Annotated in this window: 16 protein-coding genes and 1 riboswitch; of the genes, 6 read left to right on the top strand and 10 right to left on the bottom strand. The window is 74.1% G+C overall.

Annotation, left to right across the window (positions count from 1 at the left end):
* Nucleotides 1–4: 4 nt before the first annotated feature.
* Complete coding sequence (locus ABTZ03_RS11785; protein ID WP_350512750.1) at nucleotides 5–1,534, bottom strand: UDP-N-acetylglucosamine 1-carboxyvinyltransferase; 1,530 nt, start codon at nucleotides 1,532–1,534, stop codon at nucleotides 5–7.
* A gap of 431 nt (nucleotides 1,535–1,965) precedes the next feature.
* Between ABTZ03_RS11785 and ABTZ03_RS11780 the strand changes: the two genes are divergently transcribed.
* Nucleotides 1,966–3,705 (top strand): TIGR03767 family metallophosphoesterase, encoded by a 1,740-nt coding sequence (locus ABTZ03_RS11780; protein ID WP_350512749.1) that lies wholly within the window; start codon nucleotides 1,966–1,968, stop codon nucleotides 3,703–3,705.
* A 135-nt stretch (nucleotides 3,706–3,840) separates the two neighbouring features.
* On the opposite strand, the gene ABTZ03_RS11775 is transcribed toward ABTZ03_RS11780, so the two are convergent.
* From ABTZ03_RS11775 to ABTZ03_RS11765, 3 genes are read right to left on the bottom strand one after another with little or no spacing between them, the layout of a single operon-like run.
* The gene (locus ABTZ03_RS11775) at nucleotides 3,841–5,358 is read right to left on the bottom strand and encodes a precorrin-2 C(20)-methyltransferase (RefSeq protein ID WP_350512748.1); all 1,518 of its coding nucleotides are present in this window, start codon (nucleotides 5,356–5,358) and stop codon (nucleotides 3,841–3,843) included.
* Nucleotides 5,355–5,981, bottom strand: a complete 627-nt coding sequence (locus ABTZ03_RS11770; protein WP_350512747.1) for a precorrin-8X methylmutase — start codon at nucleotides 5,979–5,981, stop codon at nucleotides 5,355–5,357. Before ABTZ03_RS11770 ends, ABTZ03_RS11775 begins: the two co-directional genes overlap by 4 nt.
* Nucleotides 5,978–7,264 carry a ferredoxin-like domain-containing protein gene (locus tag ABTZ03_RS11765; RefSeq protein ID WP_350512746.1) on the bottom strand — a complete coding sequence of 429 codons (1,287 nt, stop codon included), beginning with the start codon at nucleotides 7,262–7,264 and terminating at the stop codon, nucleotides 5,978–5,980. The genes ABTZ03_RS11770 and ABTZ03_RS11765 overlap by 4 nt, the downstream gene beginning before the upstream one ends.
* Nucleotides 7,265–7,466: 202 nt before the next feature.
* A riboswitch (cobalamin riboswitch) is annotated at nucleotides 7,467–7,552 on the top strand.
* A 157-nt stretch (nucleotides 7,553–7,709) separates the two neighbouring features.
* Between ABTZ03_RS11765 and cobN the strand changes: the two genes are divergently transcribed.
* Both cobN and lnt read left to right on the top strand, forming a co-directional pair.
* On the top strand, nucleotides 7,710–11,366 hold the full coding sequence (gene cobN / locus ABTZ03_RS11760; RefSeq protein ID WP_350512745.1) for a cobaltochelatase subunit CobN: 3,657 nt from the start codon (nucleotides 7,710–7,712) through the stop codon (nucleotides 11,364–11,366).
* Nucleotides 11,367–11,563: 197 nt separating this feature from the next.
* Nucleotides 11,564–13,141, top strand: a complete 1,578-nt coding sequence (lnt, locus tag ABTZ03_RS11755; RefSeq protein WP_350512744.1) for an apolipoprotein N-acyltransferase — start codon at nucleotides 11,564–11,566, stop codon at nucleotides 13,139–13,141.
* Between the two features lie 10 nt (nucleotides 13,142–13,151).
* Here the strand turns inward: lnt and ABTZ03_RS11750 are convergent, their stop codons facing one another.
* From ABTZ03_RS11750 to gdhA, 3 genes are all read right to left on the bottom strand, one after another.
* A complete protein-coding gene (locus tag ABTZ03_RS11750; RefSeq protein ID WP_350512743.1) occupies nucleotides 13,152–13,916 on the bottom strand; it encodes a VOC family protein in 765 nt (254 codons plus the stop codon).
* 302 nt (nucleotides 13,917–14,218) lie between these two features.
* Nucleotides 14,219–15,094 carry an AraC family transcriptional regulator gene (locus ABTZ03_RS11745; protein WP_350512742.1) on the bottom strand — a complete coding sequence of 292 codons (876 nt, stop codon included), beginning with the start codon at nucleotides 15,092–15,094 and terminating at the stop codon, nucleotides 14,219–14,221.
* Nucleotides 15,095–15,249: 155 nt separating this feature from the next.
* Nucleotides 15,250–16,668, bottom strand: coding sequence for an NADP-specific glutamate dehydrogenase (gdhA, locus tag ABTZ03_RS11740; protein ID WP_350512741.1), 1,419 nt, complete (start codon nucleotides 16,666–16,668; stop codon nucleotides 15,250–15,252).
* A gap of 328 nt (nucleotides 16,669–16,996) precedes the next feature.
* Between gdhA and ABTZ03_RS11735 the strand changes: the two genes are divergently transcribed.
* Nucleotides 16,997–17,641 carry a GTP cyclohydrolase II gene (locus ABTZ03_RS11735; RefSeq protein ID WP_350512740.1) on the top strand — a complete coding sequence of 215 codons (645 nt, stop codon included), beginning with the start codon at nucleotides 16,997–16,999 and terminating at the stop codon, nucleotides 17,639–17,641.
* Nucleotides 17,642–17,767: 126 nt separating this feature from the next.
* On the opposite strand, the gene ABTZ03_RS11730 is transcribed toward ABTZ03_RS11735, so the two are convergent.
* The 3 genes from ABTZ03_RS11730 to ABTZ03_RS11720 form a co-directional block, all read right to left on the bottom strand.
* Nucleotides 17,768–20,998, bottom strand: coding sequence for a protein kinase domain-containing protein (locus tag ABTZ03_RS11730; RefSeq protein WP_350512739.1), 3,231 nt, complete (start codon nucleotides 20,996–20,998; stop codon nucleotides 17,768–17,770).
* A 596-nt stretch (nucleotides 20,999–21,594) separates the two neighbouring features.
* A complete protein-coding gene (locus ABTZ03_RS11725) occupies nucleotides 21,595–23,715 on the bottom strand; it encodes a putative bifunctional diguanylate cyclase/phosphodiesterase (RefSeq protein WP_350512738.1) in 2,121 nt (706 codons plus the stop codon).
* Nucleotides 23,716–23,863: 148 nt separating this feature from the next.
* The gene (locus ABTZ03_RS11720; protein WP_350512737.1) at nucleotides 23,864–24,670 is read right to left on the bottom strand and encodes an SAM-dependent methyltransferase; all 807 of its coding nucleotides are present in this window, start codon (nucleotides 24,668–24,670) and stop codon (nucleotides 23,864–23,866) included.
* Nucleotides 24,671–24,901: 231 nt separating this feature from the next.
* Here ABTZ03_RS11720 and ABTZ03_RS11715 point away from each other — a divergent pair, with 231 nt between their 5' ends.
* Both ABTZ03_RS11715 and ABTZ03_RS11710 read left to right on the top strand, forming a co-directional pair.
* Nucleotides 24,902–25,393, top strand: a complete 492-nt coding sequence (locus ABTZ03_RS11715; RefSeq protein WP_350512736.1) for an SRPBCC family protein — start codon at nucleotides 24,902–24,904, stop codon at nucleotides 25,391–25,393.
* Nucleotides 25,390–26,622 carry a MalY/PatB family protein gene (locus ABTZ03_RS11710; protein WP_350512735.1) on the top strand — a complete coding sequence of 411 codons (1,233 nt, stop codon included), beginning with the start codon at nucleotides 25,390–25,392 and terminating at the stop codon, nucleotides 26,620–26,622. Before ABTZ03_RS11715 ends, ABTZ03_RS11710 begins: the two co-directional genes overlap by 4 nt.
* The last annotated feature ends 77 nt before the right edge of the window (nucleotides 26,623–26,699 follow it).

Here is a 26,699-nt window from a genome sequence, read left to right as displayed (position 1 = left end):
ACCGTCAGATGTCGCGGAAGGTCTCGATCTGGGCGCCGATCGAGTTGAGGCGCTCGGCGAGGTCCTCGTAACCGCGGTTGATGACGTACACGTTGCGCAGCACCGAGGTGCCCTGGGCGGCGAGCATCGCGAGCAGGATGACCACGGCCGGGCGCAGCGCGGGCGGGCACATCATCTCGGCGGCGCGCCAGCGGGTCGGACCCTGGACCAGGACGCGGTGCGGGTCGAGCAGCTTGACGTCCGCGCCGAGCCGGGTCAACTCGGTCAGGTAGATCGCGCGGTTGTCGTAGACCCAGTCGTGGATCATCGTGGTGCCGTGCGCGGCCGCGGCGATGGCGGCGAAGAACGGCACGTTGTCGATGTTGATGCCGGGGAACGGCATCGGGTGGATGGTGTCGATCGGCGCGGTCAGCTTGGAGGGGCGCACGGTGAGGTCGACCAGCCGGGTGTGGCCGTTGTGGGCCCGGTACTCGGGGGTCCGGTCGTAGTCGAGGCCCATGCCCTCCAGCACCGCGAGTTCGATCTCCAGGAACTCGATCGGCACCCGGCGGATGGTCAGCTCGGAGGAGGTGACCACGGCGGCGGCGAGCAGGCTCATCGCCTCCACCGGGTCCTCGGCCGGGGTGTAGTCGACGTCGCAGCCGATCTGCGGGACGCCGTGCACGGTGAGGGTGGTGGTGCCGATGCCCTCGATCTTCACGCCCAGCTTCTCCAGGAAGAAGCAGAGGTCCTGGACCATGTAGTTGGGCGAGGCGTTGCGGATGACGCTGACGCCGTCGTGCCGCGCGGCGGCCAGCAGGGCGTTCTCGGTGACGGTGTCCCCGCGCTCGGTCAGCACGATCGGGCGGTCCATCGGGGTGCCCGGCTCGACCGAGGCGTGGTAGGCGCCGCCGGTGGTGGCGACCTCCAGGCCGAAGCGGCGCAGCGCGGTGAGGTGCGGCTGGACGGTGCGGGTGCCGAGGTCGCAGCCGCCGGCGTACGGGATGGCGAAGTGCTGGGCGCGGTGCATCAGCGGGCCGAGGAACATCAGCACGCTGCGGGTGCGGCGGGCGGCCTCGACGTCCATCGCGGCGAGGTCGAGCTCGGCCGGCGGGGTGAGTTCGAGGTCGCGGCCGTCGTTGAGCCAGCGGCTCTTGACGCCGATGCTGGTGAGCACTTCGAGGATGCGGTAGACCTCCTCGATCCGGGCGACGCTGCGGATCGTGGTGCGGCCGGTGGTCAGCAGCGAGGCGCACAGGATCGCGACGCAGGCGTTCTTGCTGCTGCGGACGTCGATGGAGCCGGAGAGTCGGGTGCCGCCGGTGACCCGCAGGTGCATGGGGCCGGAGTAGCCGAGGGACACGATCTCGCTGTTGAGGGCGTCGCCGATGCGAGCGACCATCTCAAGGCTGACGTTCTGCTTGCCCTGTTCGATGCGGTTGACCGCGCTCTGGCTGGTGCCGAGTGCCTCTCCGAGCTGCGCCTGGGACCAGCCGCGGTGCTGGCGAGCGGTACGGATGAGGGTGCCGATACGGGTGAGGTAGTCGCCTGTCACTCGGCAGACCATATCTCATGGCTGAGATGGCGACAGAATCAAGGGAGGGCGCGGCGCTACATTTGTCCGTTTCTCTCCCTGTATGAGTGTCGGATCTTCACATCACCAGACGGTATTGCAGAGATTTCCCTGTGTCGGTCGGCCGAGCACGACTCCCCCAACTCGACGCCGCCCAGGGCCCCGGCGGTTCCGGGCCACCGGGATGCCGCCCGCACGCCACCGGGGGCGGGGTGACGACCGACGACCCGTGTGCAGCCTGCGCACGAGGGCCGTCCCGCGTTCCCGGAAAGTTCTCCGCACGGGTCTAACACCCGACAGCTACCCGTGGGTAATCTGGCGGCCCGCCAGCAGCGGGTTCATGACACTCAGCCCCGGTGGACGGGACGTCCTTCCCGACCGGGCATCGGCATGTGGGAGTTTTCGTGGCAGGTATGAGACGCCGTACGTTTCTCACCGGCACGTCGGTGGCCGCCGCCTGGTCGGCCCTGTCCCTGGGCGGCGCGCAGCTCGCCTCGGCCGCCGCGCGGGACCGGGCGCTGGCGACCACGGCCGCACGGGCCGTCAAGGTCACCGGGACGACCCTGGAGCAGGTGGCCACGCCGGCCGGCACCGGCCCCTACAAGCGGCTGACGGCCGGACCGGGCTGGCCGCTGGTGGTGCGCGGGGAGCTCGCGGCACCGGGCTCCGGCCGCGACGACCGCCGCACCGGACTGGCCAGCTTCGTCCAGTTCAGCGACCTGCACCTGGTGGACACCGAGTCGCCGGTGCGCTTCGAGTTCCTGGCCAAGTTCACCGACAGCGCCTACCGGCCGCAGGAGGCCCTGAACGCCCGGGGCGTCTCGGCCCTCGTCGAGCGGGTCAACTCGCTCGACGGCGGCCCCTACACCGGGATGCCGTTCAGCCTGGTGATGGCCACCGGCGACAACACCGACAACCACGAGCTGGCCGAACTCGACTGGTACCTCACCGTCATGGGCGGTGGGCGACTGGCCCAGAACACCGGCGACCCGAACCGCTACGAGGGCGTCCAGAACTCCGGCAACGCCGGCTTCTGGAACCCCGAACTCGCCTACCAGGACGCCTACAAGGCGAAGGGCTTCCCGCAGATACCCGGCTTCCTGTCGGCGGCCGGCCGGCCCTTCGACGCGCCCGGCCTGAAGACCCCCTGGTACACCACGGTCGGCAACCACGACGACAGCATCGAGGGCTCGCTGCCCGACTTCGGGCTGCTGAACGACCTCTACACCGGTGGACTCAAGCTGGAGGGCTGCGACGACGCGACCGCCGGCCAGCTGGCGGACTCGCTGCGCCGCGACCCGGCGGGCGCCGTCCTGCTGCTCGCCAAGCTGCTCACCAACGGCGAGGCGGTGCGCCGGGTGACCCCGGACGAGCGCCGACACCCGTTCACCCTCAAGCAGTTCGCCAAGGCGCACCTCGACCCGGCGGCCACCGGCGCCGGTCCGTACGGGCACGGCTTCACCTCGGACATGGTGGGCAGCGGCAAGCTCTACTACACCTTCCGGATCTCGGAGAAGGTCGTCGGCATCAGCCTGGACACCACCAACCAGGCCGGATTCGCCGACGGTTCCCTGGGCACCGCCCAACTGCGCTGGCTGGAGCAGCAGTTGAAGAACCACAGTGGGCACTGGTACGACCCCAACGGGAACCGGGTCAACGGCGGCAGCACCGACGACGTGATCCTGGTCTTCAGCCACCACACCAGCGGCTCGATGGGCAACCTGCTGCCGGACCCGCGCAACATCTTCGAGAAGCGGCACGACGGCAACGAGCTGGTCGCACTGCTGCAGCGCTACCCGAACGTGGTCGCCTGGGTGAACGGGCACACCCACATGAACAAGATCACGGCGCACGGCCACGCGGTGCCGGAGCGGGCGTTCTGGGAGATCAACACCGCCTCGCACATCGACTACCCACAGCACGGGCGGATCATCGAGATCGCGGACAACGGGGACGGCACCCTGTCGCTGTTCACCACGCTGATCGAGTCCGGCGCGCCGTACGCGACGGACTTCGGCGGCACCTCGGACGCCAACCTGGCGGCGCTGTACCGCGAGTTGGCGTACAACGACCCGAACGGGCGGGTCACGTCGCTGCTCGGCACCGGGGCGGACCACAACACCGAGCTGCTGATCACCAAGCCGACGCGGTGACGGCGCGCGGCTGACGGCAGGCGGCGAACAGGGAACAGGGAACAGGGAACAAAAAACAGATGACAGCTAACAGATGATGAAATCTGTTAGCTGTCATCTGTTCACTGTTCGCCGCTCGCGGTCAGCCGGCCACCGTCACGCCTCCGGGTACCGCCGGGGCGTCCAGACGACCTCCACGCCCTCGCTCCGCTCGACCGCCCGGGTCTGCGAGGAGCCGATCAGCAGGATGGTCCGCATGTCCACCAGCGCCGGGTCCAGCTCGCCCAGCCGGACGATCCGGATCCGCTCGGTCGGCCCGCCCACGTCGCGGGCCATCACCACCGGGGTCTCCGGCGCGCGGTACTCCAGCAGCAGGTCCTTGGCCAGGCCGACCTGGGTGGTGCGGGACTTCGACCCCGGGTTGTACAGCGCGAGCACCAGGTCCGCTCCGGCCGCGGCGCGCAGCCGCTCCGCCACCACGTCCCAGGGCTTGAGCCGGTCCGACAGCGACACCACCGCGTAGTCGTGCCCGAGCGGGGCGCCCGCCCGGGAGGCCGCCGCGTGGGCGGCGGTCATCCCGGGGACGATCCGCACCGGCACGTCCCGGTAGTCCGGCTCGCAGGCGACCTCCAGCACGGCGGTGGCCATCGCGAAGACGCCCGGGTCGCCCGAGGACACCACGCACACCTTGTGGCCGCGCCGGGCGAGATCCAGCGCGAACTCGGCCCGCTCGGACTCCACCTTGTTGTCCGAGCCGTGCCGCCGCTGCCCCGGCCGCTCCGGCACCCGGTCCAGGTAGGTGGTGTAGCCGACCAGGTCGGTGGCCTCGGCCAGCGCCCCGCGCGCCTCCGGGGTGAGCCAGAGCGGCCCGGCCGGCCCGGTGCCCACCACGGTCACGCTGCCCACGCCGTCCGCGAGCCGCACCACCGGCTCCAGCGGCGCGACCTTGCTCGGCAGCACCGCCACCGAGAAGTACGGGACGCTCTCCTCCGCCACCTCGGCGAGCGGCACGATGCGCTCCCCGTCCATGAAGGCGCGCTCGACGTACTGGGCGTCGTCCAGTCGCCCGGCCCGCTCCAGCGCCCGCCGGACGGCCGGGAAGGTGCGCCCCAGCTTCATGATCACCGCGGAGTCGGCGGCGGAGATCCGCGCCGTCAGCTCCTCCTCGGGCAGCGTGCCCGGGATGACGGTGAGGGTCTCCTCGGCCTCGGTCAACGGCTGCCCGAGCCGGGCCGCCGCCGCGCTGACCGAGGTCACGCCGGGCACCACCTCGGTCGGGTAGCGGTGCGCGAGCCGCTTGTGCATGTGCTGGTACGAGCCGTAGAACAGCGGATCGCCCTCGGCGAGCACGACCACGTCGCGCCCGGCGTCCAGGTGGGCGGCCAGCCGCTCGGCGGCCTCCTCGTAGAACTCGTCCAGCGCACCCCGGTAGCCACCGGGGTGGTCGGTGGTCTCGACGGTGAGCGGGTAGACCAGCTTCTCCTCGATCTGACCACTCGTCAGATAACGCTCGGCGATCGACCTCGCGATGGAGCGGCCGTGCCGGGCGCTGTGGTACGCCACCACGTCGGCCTTGCCGATGAGTTCGGCCGCGCGGACGGTCACCAGCGAGGGGTCGCCCGGGCCGAGCCCGACCCCGTACAGCCGGCCCGCACTGCTCTGATCGTTCGTCACTCTGCTTCACTCGCAATCGCGTTGATCGCCGCCGCCGCCATCGCACTGCCGCCGCGGCGACCGCGCACCACCAAGTGCTCCAGACCGGAGGGGTGTTCGGCCAGGGCCTGCTTGGACTCGGCGGCGCCGATGAAGCCGACCGGCACACCGATCACCGCGGCCGGACGCGGCGCGCCCGCCTCGATCATCTCCAGCAGCCGGAACAGCGAGGTCGGCGCGTTGCCGACGGCGACCACCGCGCCCTCCAGCCGGGGCAGCCACAGCTCCATGGCCGCCGCACTGCGGGTGTTGCCCATCGCGCGGGCCAGCTCGGGGACCGACGGGTCGGTGAGGGTGCAGATCACCTCGTTGTCGGCGGGCAGCCGCTTGCGGGTGACACCGCTGGCCACCATGTTCACGTCGCACAGGATCGGCGCACCGGCGTTCAGCGCCGCCCGCGCCGAGGCGACCACACCGGGCGAGTACACCAGGTCCTCGACCAGGTCGGTCATCCCGCAGGCGTGGATCATCCGCACCGCGACCTGGGAGACGTCCGCCGGGAGGGAGGCCAGATCGGCCTCCGCACGGATGGTGGCAAAGGACTGGCGGTAGATGGACGCGCCGTCCTTCTCGTACTCGATCAATTCGTGGTCCTCCTGGCCGCGGCGACCGCCTCGGCCATCTCCTCGTTCCTCACGTCCACGGGTACGCCCGCGGTCGTGGTCGATCCGTTCACCGTCGACCCGTTCACCGTCGGTCCGTTGACCGACGCCCCGTTCACCGTCGGCCCGTTCACCGTGACCCGGTAGCCGCTCCCGGTGGCGAGCACGTCCACCCACCGCCCGGCCGGGTGGCCGCAGCGCCGCTCGCAGCCGGACCAGTGGACGGGCAGTCCGCCACTCCCCTGCTCCAACGCCCGGGCCGCGTCGGCCCGTACGTCCGCGAGCGACTTGGCGCAGCCCGGCAGCCCGGTGCAGGCGGTGGCCCGCTCCCAGGCCGAGCCCGGCTCGGTGCGGAACCCGGCGGCCGCCAGCGCGGGCAGCCGGTCGGCCGTCGCGCCCGGCAGCACCGCACCCCGCCAGGGGGTCAGCCGCAGTTCGCCGGCCGAGGCGTCGACCAGTGCGCGCCACTGCTCGGCGCTCGCCCGGCCGAAGCGCATGCCCACCGCGAGTCCGCCGGGCAGCGCACCGAGCGGGGCCACGGCGGCGGGGCCGGCGGGCGCGGGCAGCGGCACCTCGCCGGGCGGCAGCAGGTCGGGCACCTCGCGCAGGTGCCAGGCCGTGCGGCCGGTGCGGTGCAGCGCGTCCAGGAAGGCGCGGGCCGCGTCCAGCACGGCCGTCACCTCCTGCCCGGCCGCGACGGGACGCCCGTGGACGGCCCGGCCGAGCCGCAGCAGCGCGGGGCCGGCAGGAGCTGCGATCAATGTCACATCGGCGTCGAGCGCGGCGACGTCGCCCCGCCCGTCGTCCAGCGCGAACAGGAACTTGCCGGAGAGCCCGGTCGCCCAGTCGCTCGCGCACAGCCGGGCGTCGAGTTCGCGCACCCAGGCCTGCACGTCCGCACTGCCGGTCCCGTCCAGCCCGGCCAGCGGCGAGGCGACGATGTTGCGCACCCGCTCGTGGGTGTCCGAGGGCAGCAGTCCGACCGCGCGCAGCCGCTCGGCGAGTTCCGCGCCGCAGTCCGGACTCAGGCCGCGCAGTTGGACGTTGCCGCGCGAGGTGGTCTCCAACTCCCCGTCACCCAGGGCCTGGGCCGCCACGGCCAGGGCCCTCGCCTGACGGTCCGTCAGCAGTCCGCCGGGCAGCCGGACCCGGGCGAGGCCGCCGTCGTCGGCGGTGTGCAGGCGCAGTGCCCCGGGGCAGGCGTCCGCGCGCCCCCGGTCGGGCACCGCGGCGCCCGGCGCGGTGGCGTCGGGTGTCGGTGGCATGGCGGCGAGCATACAGATGATCCGATCGCTTGCCGCCGTCCGTCGCATCACACCCGGAGCACCGCGCGGCGCCGTGCGCCGGGTCACCGCCCACCCGTGCGCCGGGCCCGGCGAAGCCGGCTCTCCCCCAGGTCAGCCCCACCCCGTACGATGCAGGGCGGACGGTCCCAGCGGGCCGTCCACCGCCAGCGACGGCGCAGGGGAGGAAGCCGGTGCAAGCCCGGTGCGGTCCCGCCACTGTGACCGCGGCTCACCGGGAAACCGGTCGACCGCGGGAGCCAGGAACTCCCGCCGTCGTCCACCGGCCCGGGGCGCGGACCCCGAGGAAGGCAGAAATGCACCACCGCTGTCGCATGCCCGCACCCGTTTCCCCGGCCACCACCGTGGCCGCCCCGGTCACCACTGCGGCCGCCCTGGCCACCGACGAGGCCGGGAGGGCCTTCGCATGATCCTGCTGCTGTCGACGTCCGACACCGACCTGCTCAGTGCCCGCGCCTCGACCGGACCGGTCCCGTACCGGCTCGGCAACCCGGCCCGCCTGACCCCCGAGGACCTGCCCGCCCTGCTGGAGGGCACCGAGCTGGTGGTGGTCCGGCTGCTCGGCGGCCGCCGCGCCTGGCAGGAGGGCCTGGACGCGCTGCTGGCCGGCCCCCGCCCGGTGGTCGTGCTGACCGGTGAGCAGGCCCCCGACGCCCAGCTGATGGAGCTGTCCACCGTCCCGGCCGGCATAGCGGCCGAGGCGCACGCCTACCTCGCCCACGGCGGCGCGGCCAACCTGGCCGAGCTGGCAGCGTTCCTCTCCGACACCGTGCTGCTGACCGGCCACGGCTTCGCCCCGCCCGCCTCCGCACCCGCCTGGGGCCCGCTGGAGCGCGAAGCCCGTACGACCGGGGCCGCCGGCGGCGAGGGCCCCGGCGGCGACGGTCCGACCGTCGCGGTGCTGTACTACCGGGCCCACCACATGAGCGGCAACACCGCCTTCGTGGAGACGCTCTGCCGAGCGATAGAGGACCAGGGCGCGCAGGCCAGGGCCTACTACTGCGCCTCGCTGCGCGGCGCCGAGCCCGAGCTGCTGGCCGCGCTCGGCGAGGCCGACGCGATCGTCACCACCGTGCTCGCCGCCGGCGGCACCCGCCCCGCCGACGCCCAGGCCGGCGGCGACGAGGAGGCCTGGGACGCCGGCGCGCTGGCCGCCCTGGACCGCCCGATCCTCCAGGCGCTCTGCCTCACCTGGTCGCGCGCCCAGTGGGAGGCCAGCGACGACGGCCTGTCCCCGCTGGACACCGCCACCCAGATCGCGGTGCCCGAGTTCGACGGCCGCCTGATCTCCGTCCCGTTCTCCTTCAAGGAGCTGGACGAGGACGGTCTGACCGTCTACGCCGCCGACCCGGAGCGCGCCGCCCGGGTGGCCGGCACCGCCGTCGCCCACGCCCGGCTGCGGCACGTCCCGGCCGCCGAGCGCCGGCTCGCCCTGGTGCTGTCCGCGTACCCGACCAAGCACTCGCGCGTCGGCAACGCCGTCGGCCTGGACACCCCGGCCAGCGCGATGCGCCTGCTGGAGCGGCTGCGCGCGGAGGGTATGGACCTCGGTGCCGAGCTGCCCGGCTTCAACTCCGCCACCGACGGCGGCGAGGACGACGGCCACGAGGGCGACGCCCTGATCCACGCCCTGATCGCGGCCGGCGGCTACGACCAGGACTGGCTCACCGAGGACCAGCTGGCCCGCAACCCGGTCCGCATCCCCGCCGCCGACTACCGCCGCTGGTACGCCACCCTCCCCCGGGGCCTGCGCGAGCAGGTCGAGGAGCACTGGGGCCCGGCCCCCGGCGAGCTGTACGTCGACCGCTCGCAGAACCCGGACGGCGACATCGTGCTCGCCGCGATCCGCTCCGGGAACCTGCTCGTGCTGATCCAGCCGCCGCGCGGCTTCGGCGAGAACCCGGTCGCCATCTACCACGACCCCGACCTCCCGCCGAGCCACCACTACCTGGCCGCCTACCGCTGGATCCAGGCCCGCCAGGAGGACGGCGGCTTCGGCGCCCACGCCGTCATCCACCTCGGCAAGCACGGCAACCTGGAGTGGCTGCCCGGCAAGACCGCCGCACTGTCCGCCGAGTGCGGCCCGGACGCCGTCCTCGGCGACCTCCCGCTGATCTACCCCTTCCTGGTCAACGACCCGGGCGAGGGCACCCAGGCCAAGCGCCGCGCCCATGCCACCCTGGTCGACCACCTCGTCCCGCCGATGGCCCGCGCCGACTCCTACGGCGACATCGCGCGGCTGGAGCAGCTGCTCGACGAGCACTCCAACATCGCCGCGATGGACCCGGCCAAGCTGCCCGCGATCCGCGCCCAGATCTGGACCCTGATCCAGGCCGCCAAGCTGGACCACGACCTCGGCCTGGACGAGCGCCCCGAGGACGACGGCTTCGACGACTTCCTGCTGCACGTCGACGGCTGGCTGTGCGAGATCAAGGACGCCCAGATCCGCGACGGCCTGCACGTCCTGGGCCAGGCCCCGGCCGGCACCGACCGGGTCAACATCGTGCTCGCCATCCTGCGGGCCCGGCAGATCTGGGGCGGCGTCAGCGCGCTGCCCGGTCTGCGCGAGGCGCTCGGCCTGGACGAGGCCGCCCTCACCCTCGGCGCCACCGACGCGGCCGAGGCGCAGGCCCGCGCCCTGGTCGAGGCGATGGAGGCGGAGGACTGGGCGCCCGAGGCGGTCGAGAAGGTCGCCGCCGGGCTGCCGGAGGCCGTCCACCGGGTCCTCGACTTCGCCGCCGTCCAGGTGGTGCCGCGGCTGTCCGCCACCACCGACGAGCTGGACGCCGTGCTGCACGCGCTCCAGGGCGGCTTCGTCCCGGCCGGCCCCTCCGGCTCGCCGCTGCGCGGCCTGGTCAACGTGCTGCCGACCGGCCGCAACTTCTACTCCGTCGACCCGAAGGCCGTCCCCAGCAAGCTGGCCTGGGAGACCGGCCAGGCGCTCGCCTCCTCGCTGATCGACCGCTACCGGGCCGACAACGACGGCGCCTACCCGCCGTCGGTCGGGCTCTCGCTCTGGGGCACCAGCGCGATGCGCACCGCCGGCGACGACATCGCCGAGGCCTTCGCCCTGCTCGGCGTCCGCCCGGTCTGGGACGACGCCTCGCGCCGGGTCACCGGCCTGGAGGCGGTCCCGCAGGCCGAGCTCGGCCGCCCGCGGATCGACGTCACGCTGCGCATCTCCGGCTTCTTCCGGGACGCGTTCCCGCACGTGGTCGCCCTGCTGGACGACGCGGTGCGCCTGGCCGCCGCCCAGGAGGAGGCCGACGAGGACAACTTCGTCCGCGCCCACGTCCAGGCCGACCTCGCGGTGCACGGCGACGAGCGCAAGGCCACCGTCCGGGTCTTCGGCTCCCGCCCGGGCACCTACGGGGCGGGCCTGCTCCAGCTGATCGACAGCCGGGACTGGCGCACCGACGCCGACCTCGCCGAGGTGTACACCGTCTGGGGCGGCTACGCGTACGGCCGCGGACTGGACGGGCGCCCGGCCCGCGAGGAGATGGAGACCGCGTACAAGCGGATCACCGTCGCTGCGAAGAACACCGACACCCGCGAGCACGACATCGCCGACTCGGACGACTACTTCCAGTACCACGGCGGCATGGTGGCCACCGTGCGCGCCCTCACCGGCAAGGCCCCGACCGCCTACATCGGCGACTCGACCCGCCCGGAGACGGTCCGCACCCGCACCCTGACCGAGGAGGCCGCCCGCGTCTTCCGCGCCCGGGTGGTCAACCCGCGCTGGATCGAGGCGATGCGCCGCCACGGCTACAAGGGCGCCTTCGAGATGGCCGCCACCGTCGACTACCTGTTCGGCTACGACGCCACCACGGGCGTGGTCGCGGACTGGATGTACGAGAAGCTCACCCAGGAGTACGTCCTCGACCCGGTCAACCGCGAGTTCCTGGCGGGCGCCAACCCGTGGGCCCTGCACGGGATCAGCGAGCGACTGCTGGAGGCGGCCAGCCGCGGGCTGTGGGAGCAGCCGGACCCGCAGCTGATCGAGCAGTTGCAGGCCGCGTTCCTGGAGACCGAGGGCGACCTGGAGGGCGACGAGGGCTGACGCCCCGGTGGGTGGCGCCTCCCGGGGGCGCCACCCACGAGCCCGACCCTGGCCCGACCCCGACCCCGACCCCGGCCTGCTCCCGCTCCCGCTCCCGCTCCCGCTCCCGCTCCCGCTCCCGCTCCCGCCGAGGACCGGCGTCAACCTGGCGTACCGCCATCTGGCACCGGGCGGCGCCCGAGCGGACAATACGGGGCATGTCGCGCCGCAGCGGTCCCACCGCCCCAGTCCTGAGCACGGCTGCCCCGGAGGAGCCGGAGCCGCGCCCGCCGCGCCGTCTCCGGTACCGGGCGCGGGTCGGGGCGCTGGCGGCCGGGGCCGTGCCGGTGGTGGCGTTCCCGGTGCCGGGGCAGGCCTGGCTGGCCTGGGTCGCGCTGGTGCCGGGGTTGCTGCTGATGCAGCGGGCGCCGTCGGGGCGGGAGGCGGCGGTGCGCGGGTGGTGGTTCGGGGCCGGGTTCATCCTGACCGCGATGTACTGGCTGGTGCCGTCCGTCGGGCCCGCGCTGCCGCTGCTCGCGGTGCTGTTCGGGGCGCTGCAGGCGCCGGTCGGGTACGCCGTGCACCTCCTGCTGCGCCCGCCGCTGACCACCCGTCGGGCGCTGCTCGCGCTGCTGGTCGTCCCGGCGGTGTGGGTGGGCGCCGAGTACGCCCGGTCCTGGCACGCTCTCGGCGGGCCGTGGGCGCTGCTCGGCGCCACCCAGTGGCAGCACCCGGCGGTCCTCGCACTGGCGTCGGCGGGCGGGATCTGGCTGGTCAGCGCGGCGGTGGCGGCCGTCAACACCGGGGTGCTGGTCGTGCTGACGGCGGTGCACCGGCGCCCCCGGGCGGTCGCGGCACTGGCCACCGTACTGGTGCTGGCCGCCGGTCCGCTGCTGTTCGCGCTGCGCCCGGCACCGGCGGGGGCCGGGGCGGTGACGGTGGCCCTGGTCCAGCCCGGCATCGTCGAGGACCCGCAGGCCCGGTTCGACGCCAGCGCACGGACCACCGCCGACCTGGTCGGCGAGCCGGTGGACCTGGTGGTGTGGGGCGAGAGCAGCACCACCGCCGACCTGGACCGCGACCCGGCCGCCCTGGACGCGCTGCGCCGGCTCGCCACCACCACCGGCGCCGAGGTGATGGCCGGGGAGGACGCCCGCAAGGCGGACGGGCGGATCTCCAAGGACGCGGTGCTGGTCTCCCCGGCCGGCGTGGTGGACCGCTACCGCAAGATCCGGCTGGTGCCCTTCGGCGAGTACATCCCGCTGCGGCCGGTGCTCGGCTGGATCGCCGGGGTCAGCCGGGCCGCGGGCGAGAACCGGGCCCCCGGCACCGCCTTCCACGTGCTGCCCGCCACCGACCGCGCGGGGCGGCCGCTGCCGGTCGGGGCGCTGATCTGCTTCGAGTCGGCCTTCCCGGACATGGCGCGCACCGCGGCCCGGGACGGCGCCCGGATGCTGGTCTACCAGTCCTCGACCTCGACCTTCCAGCACACCTGGGCGCCCGAGCAGCACGTCTCGCTGGCGGCGATCCGGGCCGCCGAGACCGGGCGGCCGGCCGTCCAGGCATCGTTGACCGGGGTCTCCGCCGCCTTCGACGCCCAGGGCCGCGAGCTCGGCCGGCTCGGCACCGACCGCACCGGCGCGCTGACCGTGCGGCTGCCGCTCACCGCGCCCGGGACGCTGACCTGGTACGACCGGATCGGCGACGTGGTGCCGCTGGGCGCGCTGCTGGTCACGGCGGGCGCGGCGGTGGCGGCGTGGCGCTCGCGCCGCTCGGGGGACGCCCGGGCCGCGTAGCGCCCCACCCTCAGGGCGCGTCGCCGTCGCGGTAGATGCCGAACACCGCGCCCTGGGCGTCGCGCAGCACGGCGATCCGCCGACCGCCCTCCATCGAGACGGCGGGCATCAGCACGTCCGCGCCCATCCCGACCGCCCGGCTGACCGTGTTGTCGGCGTCGGCGACCGAGAAGTACGGCAGCCAGTGCGGCGGCACCTCGGGCGGGAAGCGGTCGTCCATCACCAGCATGCCGCCGAAGTCCTGGCCGTCCAGGCCCCATTGGGTGTAGTGCTCACCCGGGGCGACGGACCAGCCGAAGACCGCCGGGTAGAACGCGGTCGCGCCGGCCGCGTCCCGGGTGGCCAGTTCCACCCAGCCGAGCGAGCCGGGCTCGTTGAACACCCCGGCGCCCTCGAAGCCGCGGCCCTGCCAGAGGATGAAGACCGCGCCGGACGGGTCGGCGGCCACCGAGAAGCGGCCGTGGTCGGGCACGTCGGTGGGCTCCTTGCGGAGCGCGCCGCCGGCCGCCTCGACCCTCGCCGCGGCGGCGTCGGCGTCGGCGACCGCGAAGGCGACCGTCCAGGCGGTCGGCTGCTGCGGAGCGTTGCGCGGGCCGACGGCGGCGGCGGCCGCCTCGCCCAGGAACATCCGGGTGTAGCCCTCGGCCTCGGGGCGGACGTCGCTGTCGGGGCGCCAGCCGAACAGTTCGGTGTAGAAGGTCCGGGCGGCGGGCGGGTCGTCGGTGCCCAGCTCGACCCAGCAGGGGGCGTTGGTGGTGACGGAGGTCTGCTTCATGGCTCCTGGCTCTCAGGGGCTGTCGGGACTCTCAGCGCTCTCGGGCTTCTCGGGGCTCTCCGGCTACCGCCCCCACCGGCGGCCACCCCGGTCCCAGCATGCGGGGCGGGGGTGGCCGGAGCTGGCGCTGGTGGGCCGAACGGGGGGACGAGCAAGGGGGCGAACAGATGACAGATGACAGCAAACAGATAACAGCGAACGGATAACAGATGTTGACATCTGTTATCCGTTCGCTGTTACTTGTTCTCCGCTAGCCGTTGTCCGCTAGCCGCTATCCGTTACGCGTCGCCCACTGCCGCGGGTCAGCCGCGCGCGATCCGCGTCACCGGCAGCCAGAGCTCCGCCTCGGCGCCGCCCGTCCCCGGCACAAAGCGGGTCTGCAGGAGCTCCGGGCCCGGCCGGGTCTCGTACGGGTTGGACGGGAACCACTGGCTGTAGGTCTCCCCCCACATCTCCTGCAGCGCCTGCGGGAACGGCCCGCTGTTGGTGAACACCGCCCACGTCCCGGCCGGGACGTGCAGGACCTCCAGGTCCTCCGGGACGACGGCGTCCTCACGCGCCACCACCGCATGCCAGTAGTCGAGTTCGGACCCCTCCTCCCGGTTGGGCGAGAAGTCGTCGGACACCGAGACGATGCCCTTCGGGTCCGCGGCGCTCAGCGCCGTGATCCGCCCGACGGTCTCCGCGCCGATCCCCTTGATGAAGTCGGCGATGTGCGGATTGACGCCCTGGTAGATCAGCGGCACCCGGGCCTTCCTGCCGACGATCCGGAAGTCCGGCTTCTCGATGATCCGGTACTCCATGCTGCTGCTTCCCTCCACGATGAGTCGGAAGGACATCCGGGGTTGGGAGATGAGCGTCGCACCGTCGCGCCGGGCCTCCCCGGGCCCGACCCCGTGCATCGCCCGGAACGCCCGGGCGAACGCCTCCCCCGAGGTGTAGCCGTAGCGGACCGCGATGTCGAGCAACGTCCGTCCGCCGTCCAGTACTTCGGCCCCGGCGACGGTCAGTCGCCGGCGCCGGACGTACTCCGACAGCGGCATCCCGGCGAGCATCGAGAACAGCCGCCGGAAGTGGTACTCCGACGTCATCGCGATCCGCGCCAGTTCGGCCACGTCGATCTCCTGCTCCAGGTTCCGTTCGATGTGCTCCATCGCCCGGTTCAGGTGCTCCAGCACGCCCACCCCGTCCTTCCCTTGCTGATCTCCACCGTAGGAAGGACCCACCCTGCCGCACCCGACAATCGGTGCCCGTCACGGTCGGGTACCGATCGCCGGGTGCCAGGTGCCGGGCTGGCGGGCGGGCCAGTCGGCTGGCCGGCCGGAGCCGGGGATCAGACCAGGCCCTGGGCCAGCATCGCGTCCGCGACCAGCTCGAAGCCCGCGATGTTCGCGCCCGCCACGTAGTCGCCCGGGTGCCCGTAGCGCTCGGCGGTGGTGAAGCAGGAATCGTGGATGTGCTTCATGATCCCGGCCAGCCGCTCCTCGGTGCGCTCGAAGGTCCAGGAGTCGCGCGAGGCGTTCTGCTGCATCTCCAGTGCGCTGGTCGCGACACCGCCCGCGTTGGCCGCCTTGCCCGGGCCGAAGGCCACTCCCGCCTCCTGGAACACCCGCACCGCCTCGGGGGTGGTGGGCATGTTGGCGCCCTCGGCGACGGCCAGCACCCCGTTGCGGACCAGGGCGAGCGCGTCCGCCTCGGTCAGCTCGTTCTGGGTGGCGCAGGGCAGCGCGACGTCCCCGGGCACGCTCCACACGCCCGGACCCTCGACGAACTTCACGTGGCCGCCGCGCAGTTGGGCGTACTCGGCGATCCGGCCGCGCCGGACCTCCTTGACCTCCTTGAGCAGGTCGAGGTCGATGCCCTTCTCGTCCACCACGTAGCCGGAGGAGTCGGAACAGGTCAGCACGGTCGCGCCGAGCTGCTGGGCCTTCTCGATCGCGTACACGGCGACGTTGCCGGAGCCGGAGACCAGCACCCGGCGCCCGTCCAGGCCCTCGCCGCGGCTGCGCAGCATCTCGGCGGTGAACAGCACGCAGCCGTAGCCGGTGGCCTCGGTGCGGACCTGGGCGCCGCCCCAGCCGAGGCCCTTCCCGGTGAGCACGCCGGCCTCGTAGCGGTTGGTGATCCGCTTGTACTGGCCGAACAGGTAGCCGATCTCCCGGCCGCCGACGCCGATGTCACCGGCCGGCACGTCGGTGTGCTCGCCGAGGTGGCGGTGCAGTTCGGTCATGAAGGCCTGGCAGAACCGCATGATCTCGGCGTCCGAACGGCCCTTGGGGTCGAAGTCGGAGCCGCCCTTGCCGCCGCCGATGGCCAGCCCGGTGAGCGCGTTCTTGAAGATCTGCTCGAAGCCGAGGAACTTGACGATGCCGAGGTTCACCGAGGGGTGGAAGCGCAGACCGCCCTTGTACGGGCCGAGGGCGCTGCTGAACTCCACCCGGAAGCCCCGGTTGACGTGGATGTCGCCGGAGTCGTCCGTCCAGGGGACCCGGAACATCAGCTGGCGCTCGGGCTCGCAGATCCGCTCGATGATCCGGGCGTCGAGGAGTTCGGGGCGGTGGGCGAGCACCGGGGCGAGGGTCTCCAGCACCTCGTGGACGGCCTGGTGGAACTCCGTCTCGCCCTTGTTGCGTCGGACCACGTCCGCGTAGAGCGTCTCGATCGCGCGCTGTTCGGCGTCGAGGCGGGCCGGGTCGGAGGAGGCGGCGGCGGGGGCGGGAGTGGCAGGGGTGGTGGCGCGGCTCGTGGGCATCTGATCAGGACCTTCCGTGGTCGTCGGTGGTCGTGCGCGAGGCGTTCCCGTGCCCAGGAAACGGGACGCAGTCTCGCAGTGTCCACACCTCGGTTCCCACTCCTTCCACATGCTGGAACGCGGGGCGGGAACAGCCGGGGCGGGTGGGGTGTTGTCCGCCTCCGTAGTCGGAGCGGTCACCGGCAGTAGGCAGTTGTTCAAATTGGAACAACCGAGTACGGTCGACACCCGAACCGCCCGAACGACCTGAACCACCCGGATCCATCCGGATGGACCGGGATCCACGGCGACCCGACCCGGTCCACCCCCGATCGACGGAGGCCCGTCCATGCCTCAGCCCGGCTCCGCCACGGTGCGCTCGCGCGTGCGCATCCCGCTGACCTTCCCCGACGGCTACCGCGCCGAGGCGGAGGTCTTCACCTTCCACGGCCTCGCCGACGGCGCCGAGCACCTGGCGCTCGCCCTCGGCACGGTCCCGGACGGCGGGACTCCGCTGGTGCGGCTGCACTCCGAGTGCCTGACCGGCGACGTCTTCGGCTCGGACCGCTGCGACTGCGGCCCGCAGCTGCGCGAGGCGGTGGAGCGGATCAGCGAGGCCGGCGGGTACCTGCTCTACCTGCGCCAGGAGGGCCGGGGCATCGGGCTCTACAACAAGCTCGACGCGTACGCCCTCCAGGACTCCGGGCTGGACACCTACGACGCCAACACCGCGCTGGGCCTGCCCGAGGACGGCCGGGACTACACCGCGGCCGCCCAGATGCTCGCCGCGCTCGGCGTCGGCGGCATCGGCGTCGGCGGCATCGACCTGCTGAGCAACAACCCGGACAAGGCGGCGCAGTTGGCCGAACTCGGGACCGTCGTCCGCCACCGGGTGCCCACCGGCGTCCACCTGTCCGCGAGCAACGTCCGGTACCTGACGGCGAAGGTGGAACGGACCGGGCACTCGATCGAGCTCTCCCGACTGGTGGGCTGAGCACGACCGCCGAGCGCGACCACCGACGACTGACAGCTGACAACTTTCAGATTTCAGCGTTCAGAGTTCAGCGATCAGCGTTCAGCGTTCAGACAACGGATAACAGATGATGAAATCTGTCAGCTGTCAGTCGTCGGCCACCCGCCCCCGCACCGTCCGCAGCACCCCGTACGCCGCCAGCGGCAGCACCAGCAGCAGCGCCGCCCAGAAGGCACCGTGCCCCCACCACCCGGCCACCGCGCCGAACAGCCCCTGGAACACGGGGATCCGCAAGGCCTCCAGCGGCCCCAGCGCCCCGGGCCAGGCCCCCAGGAACAGGGTGCCGAGGATCCAGCAGACGAACAGGACCCGCGCGGTGACCAGCGTCCCGAGGGTGCTCAGCAGCGACAGCGCCGCCAGCAGGATGACGAACCCGGCCTGGTACGCCGCGCCGGTCTGCCCGGTCCCCCAGGAGTGGGGCGTCCGGTGCACCCCGGTGGCCGCCAACCGCACCTCGACCGCCGCCCACAGCAGCAGCACCAGCACCCCGGTGCTGGCGAGGGCGAACCGCAGCCGGTCCCGCGTCCCCGCCCCGCCGGTACGCCAACGCCCGTCGACGGCACCGGCGGCACCGGACGGACCAGCCGCACCGGACGGCACCGGCCGCCCCGCGGCGGCCGCGGCCCGGGCCGCCCGCCGGTCGAGGTCCCGCCAGGCCGCCCGGACCCTCGCCCGGGCCCGCTGGGCGGGCTTGAGCAGCCGGTTCGCCGCCCGCTCGGTCAGCACCACGGCCACCACGACCGCCACCACCGCCGCGATCCCGGCCCAACTCCCCATCCCACCCTCGAACATGACCACCCGGTCGGCCACCGGCTGCGGCGCCCGCAGGGCCGTCATCGGCGGTCCGAGCCGCAGGTAGCCGATCGCGAAGGCGCCCACGCCGGTCAGCAGGGCCGTACCGAGACCGACCGGCGCCGGAAAGAAGGCGAGCACGGCCGCCGCCACGAAGGCCCCGCCGAGCTGGCCCACCACCTGTTCGGCCGCCTGCCGCCCGGCCCGCCGCAACGACCCGCCGAACAGGTCCGGCGAGAGGTCGAGTTGGTGCCCCGCCTCGACCGGGTGACGCAGCACCGCCCCGGCCCACAGCAGCAGCCCCAGGCCCAGCACCAGCAGCGCCACCGCCGCCACCCGACGCGGCAGCATGGTCCGGGCGTACGGCCACCACACCCGCAGCCGGGCCGCCCAGTCCACCGGCGCCCGTCGGCGCCGCTCCTGCCACAGCCGGGCCGCCGCCCGTCCGGCCCGCGTCCGCCCCTGCCGCAGCACGCCCGGCTCGGACTCGGGTCGTTCCACCCGCCCCCGGCCGCGCCGCCGCAGCGCCTCGGCGGCCACCATCGCCGCCCGCCCCGCGACCTGCTCCGGATCGGCCCCCACCGCCCGCCGCCGCAGCGCCGACCAGCGGCGGCGGACCACCTCCCGCGGGGTGGCCGCCGCCGGCTCCGGCGCCGGCCGCCGGGCCGCCGCGCGGACCGCCGTACGGGCCCCGGCACCCGCCGCCAGCGCCCCGTCCACCACCGCCGCCGCGACCACGGCCGCGAGCTCCGACACCCGTACCGGCAGCGGCAGTCGGTGCAGCGCCGCGGGCAGCGGGGAGAGCCGGCCGAGCACCCGGTGCCGCTCCTCGGGGCGGATGCTCAGCCAGACCGCCAGCCGGTGCGCTTCCTCGCGCTCCTCCGGGCTGAGCCCGCCGTCCCCGCGCCGCCCGCCGCCGACGGTACGGGCGGTGCGCTCCACCTCGGCCAGCACCTCCGGCAGGGCGGCCAGGGCCGACAGCCGCGCACAGTGCTCGCCGTAGCACTCGGGGTGGAAGCAGTCGTAGCGCGCGGCGACGACCGGGGCGCCGCCGCGGACCAGTTCGTCGATGAACGCGGCGCCGTCCGGCTCGGTGGCGATCCGTTCCAGTCCGGCCGGGTCGACCGGCCGGTCGCGGTAGTGCGGGACGGCGGACGGGGCGTAGGCGGCGCCGAGAGCGAGCACGGCGACCCCGGCCACCGCCTCCCGCCGGGAGCCGGGCGCGCGGACCACGTCGGTGAGGTAGTGCAGGTCGAAGACGGAGTCCGTGACCTCGTCGCGCAGCCAGTCGCGCAGCCGCTCCGCCCCGACCGCCGCCAGCCAGCGGGCCGCCGCACCGGAGTTGCGCAGCAGCACCTCGGTGAGCCGGGCCGGGTCGGTGAACGGGTCGCCGAGGAAGGTGATCGGCCGGCGGGCCTGCGGGCGGCGCCGGACCACCTCCGGGCTGCCGCCGGCCAGCCAGCTGCGCACCTCGGGGGCGGTCCAGCGGTCCTCCGGCTTCTTGGTGAACAGGCCCTGGAGGAGCAGCAGTCGGCGCCGGTCGGTGACGGCGGTGAGGTCCACCTCCTCGCCCATGACCAGTTCCAGTTCCAGGTCGTGGTCGGCGGCCCGCTCGCCGTCCGGTCCGACGAACCGGGGGCGGCCGACGAACAGTTCGTACAACACGTTGCCCAACCCCCACCAGGGCCCGGCCTCGTGGTTCTGGCCGGCCAGCTGCTCGGGGGCCATGTAGGCGACGGTGACCATCATCGCGGAGGTGAAGCGACGGCTGTCGGTGAGCCGGTCGACGCCGCCGAAGTCGGCGATCACGAACTCCCCCGGGCCGCGGCCGGGGCGGACCAGGATGTTGGCGGGCTTGAAGTCCAGCGGGTTGCGCTGGATCCGCCGCTGCCAGAACTCCAGCAGCGAGACCAGCTCGTAGACGATCTGCTCGGCGGTCCGCGGGTCGGTGTGGGCGCCGCTGCGGCGCAGCTCGGCGACGTGCGCGGAGAGGGTGACCGGCAGGTACTCCATCGCCACCCAGTCGACCAGTGCGCCGTGGTGGCGGACCCGTCCGAAGTCGATCAGGTGCGGGACGTGCCGGCGGAAGCCGTCGTTGCGCAGGTGGGCCAGCAGGTCGTGGTCCATCGGCTGGCCGACCACGGACACCTTGACGGCCGCGTCGGTCCCGCCGTCGGTGCGCCGGACGTACCAGACGGTGCCCTCGGCGCCCGCACCAGCCCGGCCCAGCGGGGTGAAGCGGTCGCGCAGGGCGTCCGGGAAGCCGTCCTCGGCCGGACCGCCGTGCGCGGCGAAGCCGCCGCCCGGGCCGGGAGCGCCGCCCGGGCCCGGGCCGCTGGTCGGGCCGCTGGTCGGGCCGGGGACCGGCCCGCCGTTCGTACTCGGTCCGGGGCCGATGTGGTCCTGCCAGGACGCCGAGCCGTCCGCAGACCGGGGCCGGGGCGGTACGACCTCGGTGACGGCCTCGGTGACAGCCTCGGTGACGACCCCGGTGGCGGCCCCCGGGTCGTGGCGGGGCCCGGGCATCCGCCGGGTCGCGGCGTCCGGATCGTGGCGGGGGCCCGGCATCCGCCGGGTCGCGGCCTCCGGGTCCACCCCGCCGGGCCGCCGGGCCCCGAGCCGGGACGGCCGGTCCGCACCGGACTCCGAACCGGACTCCGAACCGCCCCGCGCCCCGCCCGGCGCACCGCGCCGCCGGTCCCACGACCCCCGGAACCGCGAGCCCCGTTCCCGCGAGCCCCAGTCCACCCTGGTCCGCGGCGGCTCCCCGGACCACCCCGGTGCCCGGCCCTCCCCGGCCCCGCTTCCGGCCGGACCGGCGTCCTCCGTTGCGCCCATCGCGGCGCTCCCCCTCCCCGTTCCCCGGGGCCGGTGCGAAGGCCGCGCCCACGGGCGCACCGGTGCCGGGTGGTGATGTCGACGCGTCATCATCCCGCACGGCGGGCAGGGCCGCAGGGCGCTTTCCGGAACGGTTCCGGAACCCTTGCCGGAACGGAACCGTGCTGCGACGAAGGGCTGTTGACGATTCCCCGCACCCGACGACCGCCGCGCGGCGGCACGTTCACGACCGAACACTCACGGCAGCACACCCGCGTCCGCACCCGCCGCGGACGGCACGCGGCTCACTCCGCCCCGACCGGCCGCCCCTCCGGCTCCTCGACGATCCGGCGGGCGATCTCCACCGGCTGCACCGGGCGGCCGAAGTGCCAGCCCTGCGCCCAGTCGCAGCCCATCGCGCGCAGCCGCTCGGCGTCCTTGCGGGTCTCCACGCCCTCCGCGGTGACGTTCAGCCCGAGCGTGTGCGCCATCGTGACCAGGCCGCTGACGATCCGCCAGCCGGTGGCCCCGTCCTTCGCCGGATCGTGCAGGTCGCCGACGAAGGAACCGGCGATCTTCAGCCCGGAGACCGGCAGGTCGCGCAGGTAGGCGAGGTTGGACCAGCCGGTGCCGAAGTCGTCCACCGCCAGCGAGACGCCGAGGTCGACCAGCCCGTGCAGGGTGCGCAGCGCCTCGTCCTCGGGGCCGACCACCGTCGACTCGGTGATCTCCAGCTGCAGCCGGGCCGGGTCCAGGCCGGTGCTGTCCAGGATCCGGCCGAGGTCGGTGACCAGCGCGGCGCTGCGCGCCTGCCGGACCGCCAGGTTGACGTTGAGCTGCGGCGCGGCGTCGCCGTACTGCTTGATCCAGTCCGCGGCCTGACCGCAGGCCTGTTCCAGCACCCAGCGGCCGAGCGGCATGATCAGCCCGGTCTCCTCGGCGGTGGTCACGAACTCGTCCGGGCCGAGCACGCCGAGCTGCGGGTGGCGCCAGCGCACCAGCGCCTCCACGGCGGCCATCCGGCCGTCGGCGAGGCGGTAGAGCGGCTGGTAGTCGATGAAGAACTCGCCGCGGTCCAGCGCGGCCGGCATCCGGACCGACACCGCGTAGCGGCTGACCGCGCGGGCGTTCTCCTTGGGGTCGAACAGCGTCCAGCGGCCGCGGCCGGCCTCCTTGGCGCGGTACAGCGTCAGGTCGGCGGCCCGGACGGCGGCGCCGGGGGTGGTGGTGGAGACCCGGCGCTCCAGCACGCCGACGCTGGCGCCGACGGCGAGCTTGTGGTCGCCGATCAGCACCGGGCCGGCCAGCGCCTTGAGCACGGTCCTGGCGGCGGCGACCGCCTCCTGCTCGCCCCGGCAGTGCTCCAGCAGGACGACGAACTCGTCCCCGCCGAGCCGGGCGACCAGGTGGCCGAGCGGGGAGAGGGCGGCCTTGAGCCGGGCGGCGACGGCGCTCAGCAGCTGGTCGCCCATGTCGTGGCCGAGGCTGTCGTTGACCACCTTGAAGCCGTCGAGGTCGACGTAGCAGAGGCCGAAGCGGGCGCCGGGCGCCGGCTCCTCGAACAGCTTCTCCAGCCGCTCGAAGAAGGCGGCGCGGTTGGGCAGGCCGGTCAGCGGGTCGTGGGTGGCCTGGTGGCGCAGCCGCTCCTGGAGCCGGTAGCGGTCGGTGACGTCCTCCAGCATCGCGACCTGGTACCGCGGGACGCCGTCGTCGTCGCGGATCAGCGAGACGGTGAGGTGGGTCCAGACCACCTCGCCGTCCTGGCGGTAGTACGGCTTGTCGAACTGGAAGTACTCGCGCTTGCCGCTGATCAGCTCCTCGTACGCCTCCCAGACGCCCGGGGTGTCCTCGGGGTGGACGAGGTCGTCGACCCGGCGCCCGATCATGTCGTCCGGTCCCGCGCCGAACAGCTCCTGCACGGCCTTGTTGACGGCCAGGATGGTGCCGTCGGTGTCGCCGATGGCGATGCCGATCGCGGCGCTCTCGAACAGCGCGCGGAACCGGGCCTCGGACTCGCGCAGGGCCCGCTCGGCCTCCTTGCGGGCGGCGTCGGCGGCGGTGCGGATCGCCTCCTGCTCGCTCAGCGTGCGCTCGCGCAGGGCGTTCGCCCAGCCGGCCGCGAAGGCGCCGGTCAGGGCGGGGCCGCGGTCGTCGTGGACCGGCTGGGCCTGGAGCAGTTCGACCGCGCGGGCGAGCAGCGCGGGGTCGGTGAAGTGGGCGTCGACCAGTTCGGCGCCGGCCTGGGCGGCCAGCCGGGGCACGAAGGGTTCGTCCTGCTGGGCGCGGTGCAGCAGAGCGGCGGTGCGTGCGACCAGCCGGCCGAGCAGGTCGGGGTGGACGGCGATGCCGTGGTCGGCGGCGAGCAGCCGGGACCAGTCCTCGTGGAACCGCTCGGCGGTGTCGCCGCCCCGGGCCGCGCCGCTCATCGGGCCGCCCCGGTGACGGGTGCGGCGGTCCGCCTGCGGGATCCGTGGAGCCCTCGGGGCCCGCGGGGCCCGACGGTGGGCGCGGCCGGGTGCCCGGCGGCCGCCGCACGGGGCGTACGGCCGTCGGTCGCTCTCCCGGCGCCACCGCTCAAGGGCGGAACCCCACGCCCGCCACCCCGGCGATCCGCTCGGGGTGCTCGCCGACCGTGTCCGGCTGGTCGGGGCGCCACTGCGGCAGGTGGACCACACCCGGTTCGACCAGTTCGAAGCCGGCGAACATCGCGGTGACCTGCTCGCGGGTGCGCATGGTCAGCGGGGTCGGGGTCCGCCGGTAGAGCTCCTGGTGGTCCTCGGCCTGGTCCGGGCGGGCTTCCAGGGCGGCGTGCGAGAGGACCAGGGCGCTGCCGTCCGGGAGGCGGTCGCGGACCGTGGCGACCAGCTTCCAGGGGTCCTCGTCGTCGCTGACGAAGTGGGCGACGGCCACCAGCAGGACGGCCACCGGCTCGCCGCCGGCCAGCATGGCGGTCACCTCGGGGCGGTCCAGCAGGTCGTCGACGTCGCGCAGGTCGGCCTGGACGACGGCGCTGTGCGGGTCGTCCTGGAGCAGCAGCCGGCTGTGGGCGACGGCGACCGGGTCGCGGTCCACGTAGACCACCTCGGCCTCCGGGCGGATCGCGCGGGCGATCTCGTGCACGGCGCCGAAGGTGGGGATGCCGGAGCCGATGTCCAGGAAGCGGGTGACCCCGCGCTCGGCGAGGAAGGTCACGGCGCGACGCAGGAAGGCCCGGTTGGAGCGCATGATCTGGGGCAGCTCCGGCCACAGCTCCATCGCCCGGCGGGCCATCTCCCGGTCGACCTCGAAGTTGTGCGAGCCCCCGAGGTAGTAGTCGTAGACCCGTGCGGCGTTCGGTTTGTCCAGGTCCGTACCTTCCGGTACCCAGCTCGGTCGCCGCATGCCTGTGACTCCTTCACTCCGGTTTCCGGGGGTGCAGCGCTTGAGATGCTGCCGTGACTGATGAGACTACAAGCACACAAGATCCTGCCCCGCACCCCGAACGGGTGCAAGCGGAGTGCACCCCTCCTCCGGGGCGGCGCTCTCGACCCCGCCGGGCAGCGCTCTCCGGCCGGGATCCACCGGGCTCCGGCGCTCTGCCGGACCGGGCGGGCGGCCGACTAGGGTGGGCCCGTGGATCCCAACCACTACCGCTTCCGGGGCGTTTGGCGGCTCTCGGCGCCCGCGGCGGCGGTGTACGCGGCGCTGGAGGACGTCCGGAGCTACCCGCTGTGGTGGCCGGAGATCCGGGAGGTCCGACAGACCGGCGCGGAGTCCGGGGACGTGGTGATCCGCGCCCTGCTGCCGTACCGGCTGGTGGTCGGCCTGGAGTCCCGGCGGCGCGACCCGGCCGCCGGGGTGCTGGAGGCGGTGATGCGGGGCGACCTCGACGGGTGGTCGCGGTTCACCGTCACGGCGGACCGGCCGGGCGGCGCCGGGTGCCGGGTGCTGTTCGAGGAGGACACCCGCCCCGGCAAGCCCCTGCTGCGACGGCTCGCCCTGCCGCTGCACCCGCTATTCCGGGCCAACCACGCGGTGATGATGCGCCGGGGGCGCCGGGGGCTGGCAGGGTACCTGGCGGGGACCGGGGCGGCCGACGGCGGACGAGGGACGGCGAACAGATGACAGATGACGACTTTCAGCGAACAGATAACAGCTTTCATCATCTGTCGGCTGTCAGTTGTTCGCCGCCCGACCACGACGTCAGCCACGACTTCGGCCACGACGTCGGCCACGACTTCGACGCCCCCTTCGACCGCACCGGCACCGGCAGCAGCAAATGGGCCCGGGCCACCGCCCCCGGGGTGATCCCGATGGGCCTGGCGGACATGGACCTGCCCGGCCCGCCCGCCGTCGCCGAGGCGCTGGAGCGGCGGGCCCGCCACCGTGCCTACGGCTACACCGTCTGCGACCCGTCCGGACGCACCCTGGTCGCCGACTGGTACCGGGCCCGGCACGGCGTCGAGGTGGACCCCGACTGGGTCCTGCTGCCGCCCTGCGGTCCGCGCACCGCGCTGCGCGTCCTGTTGGAGGCCGTACGGCCGCAGGCCCCCGTCCTCTTCCCCACGCCCGAGTGGGGCGGCTTCGCCCAGCTCTGCCGCGCCATGGGCCTCCCCCACCAGGCGTTGCCGCTGCCGCTGGCCCCGAACGGCTACCGCCTGCCGCCCGGCCCGCTGCCCCGCCCGGTCGGCGCCGTACTGCTGAGCAACCCGCACAACCCCTCCGGCCGGGTCTGGCCCACCGGCGCGGTCCGCGGCCTCGCCGCCTGGGCGGCGGAGAGCGGCGCCCTGCTGGTCTCGGACGAGGTGCACGGCGACCTCACCCACCCCGGGCACCGCCACCCCGTCGCCGTGACCACCGCCGACCCGGCGCACCGGCCGTCCGTCGTCACCCTGAACTCCGTCGGCAAGACCTTCAACTGCTCCGGCATTCCCAGCAGTTTCGCCCTCGTCCCCGACCCCGGCCTGCGCGCCCGCTTCACCGACGCCCTGGCCGGCTACGGCCTCTGGGAGGGCGGCCTGCTGGAGCAGACCGTGCACCGGGCCGCGCTGGGGGCGGGCGGCCCCTGGCTGGACGCGCTGCTCGCCCACCTCGTCGCCGCCCGCACCCGGCTGACCGACCGCCTCGGCCCCGCCGTCCGCTCCGTCCCGCAGGCCTCCTACCTGCTCTGGCTGGACGCCGCCGCCCTCGGCCTGCCGCCGGCCGGCGCCCGCGCGGCGCTGCTGGAGCGCTGCGGTCTGGAGGCCTCCGACGGCGCCGAGTTCGGCCCGGGCGGCGCGGGCTCGCTGCGGCTCAACTACGCCCTGCCCGGCCGGGTGCTGGACACCGTCCTGGCGCGGCTGGACCGGCTGTGACCCGGGCATGTGCCGGTGTCGCGGGCGCCTGCGGAACCCCGCCGCACCGCACCCCGGAATCCCCGCATTCACCCGTT

Origin of the sequence: Kitasatospora sp. NPDC096077 (assembly GCF_040303245.1) — a bacterium.
Classification (GTDB): Bacteria; Actinomycetota; Actinomycetes; order Streptomycetales; family Streptomycetaceae; genus Kitasatospora.
This window is presented reverse-complemented; position numbering and strand designations above follow the sequence as displayed.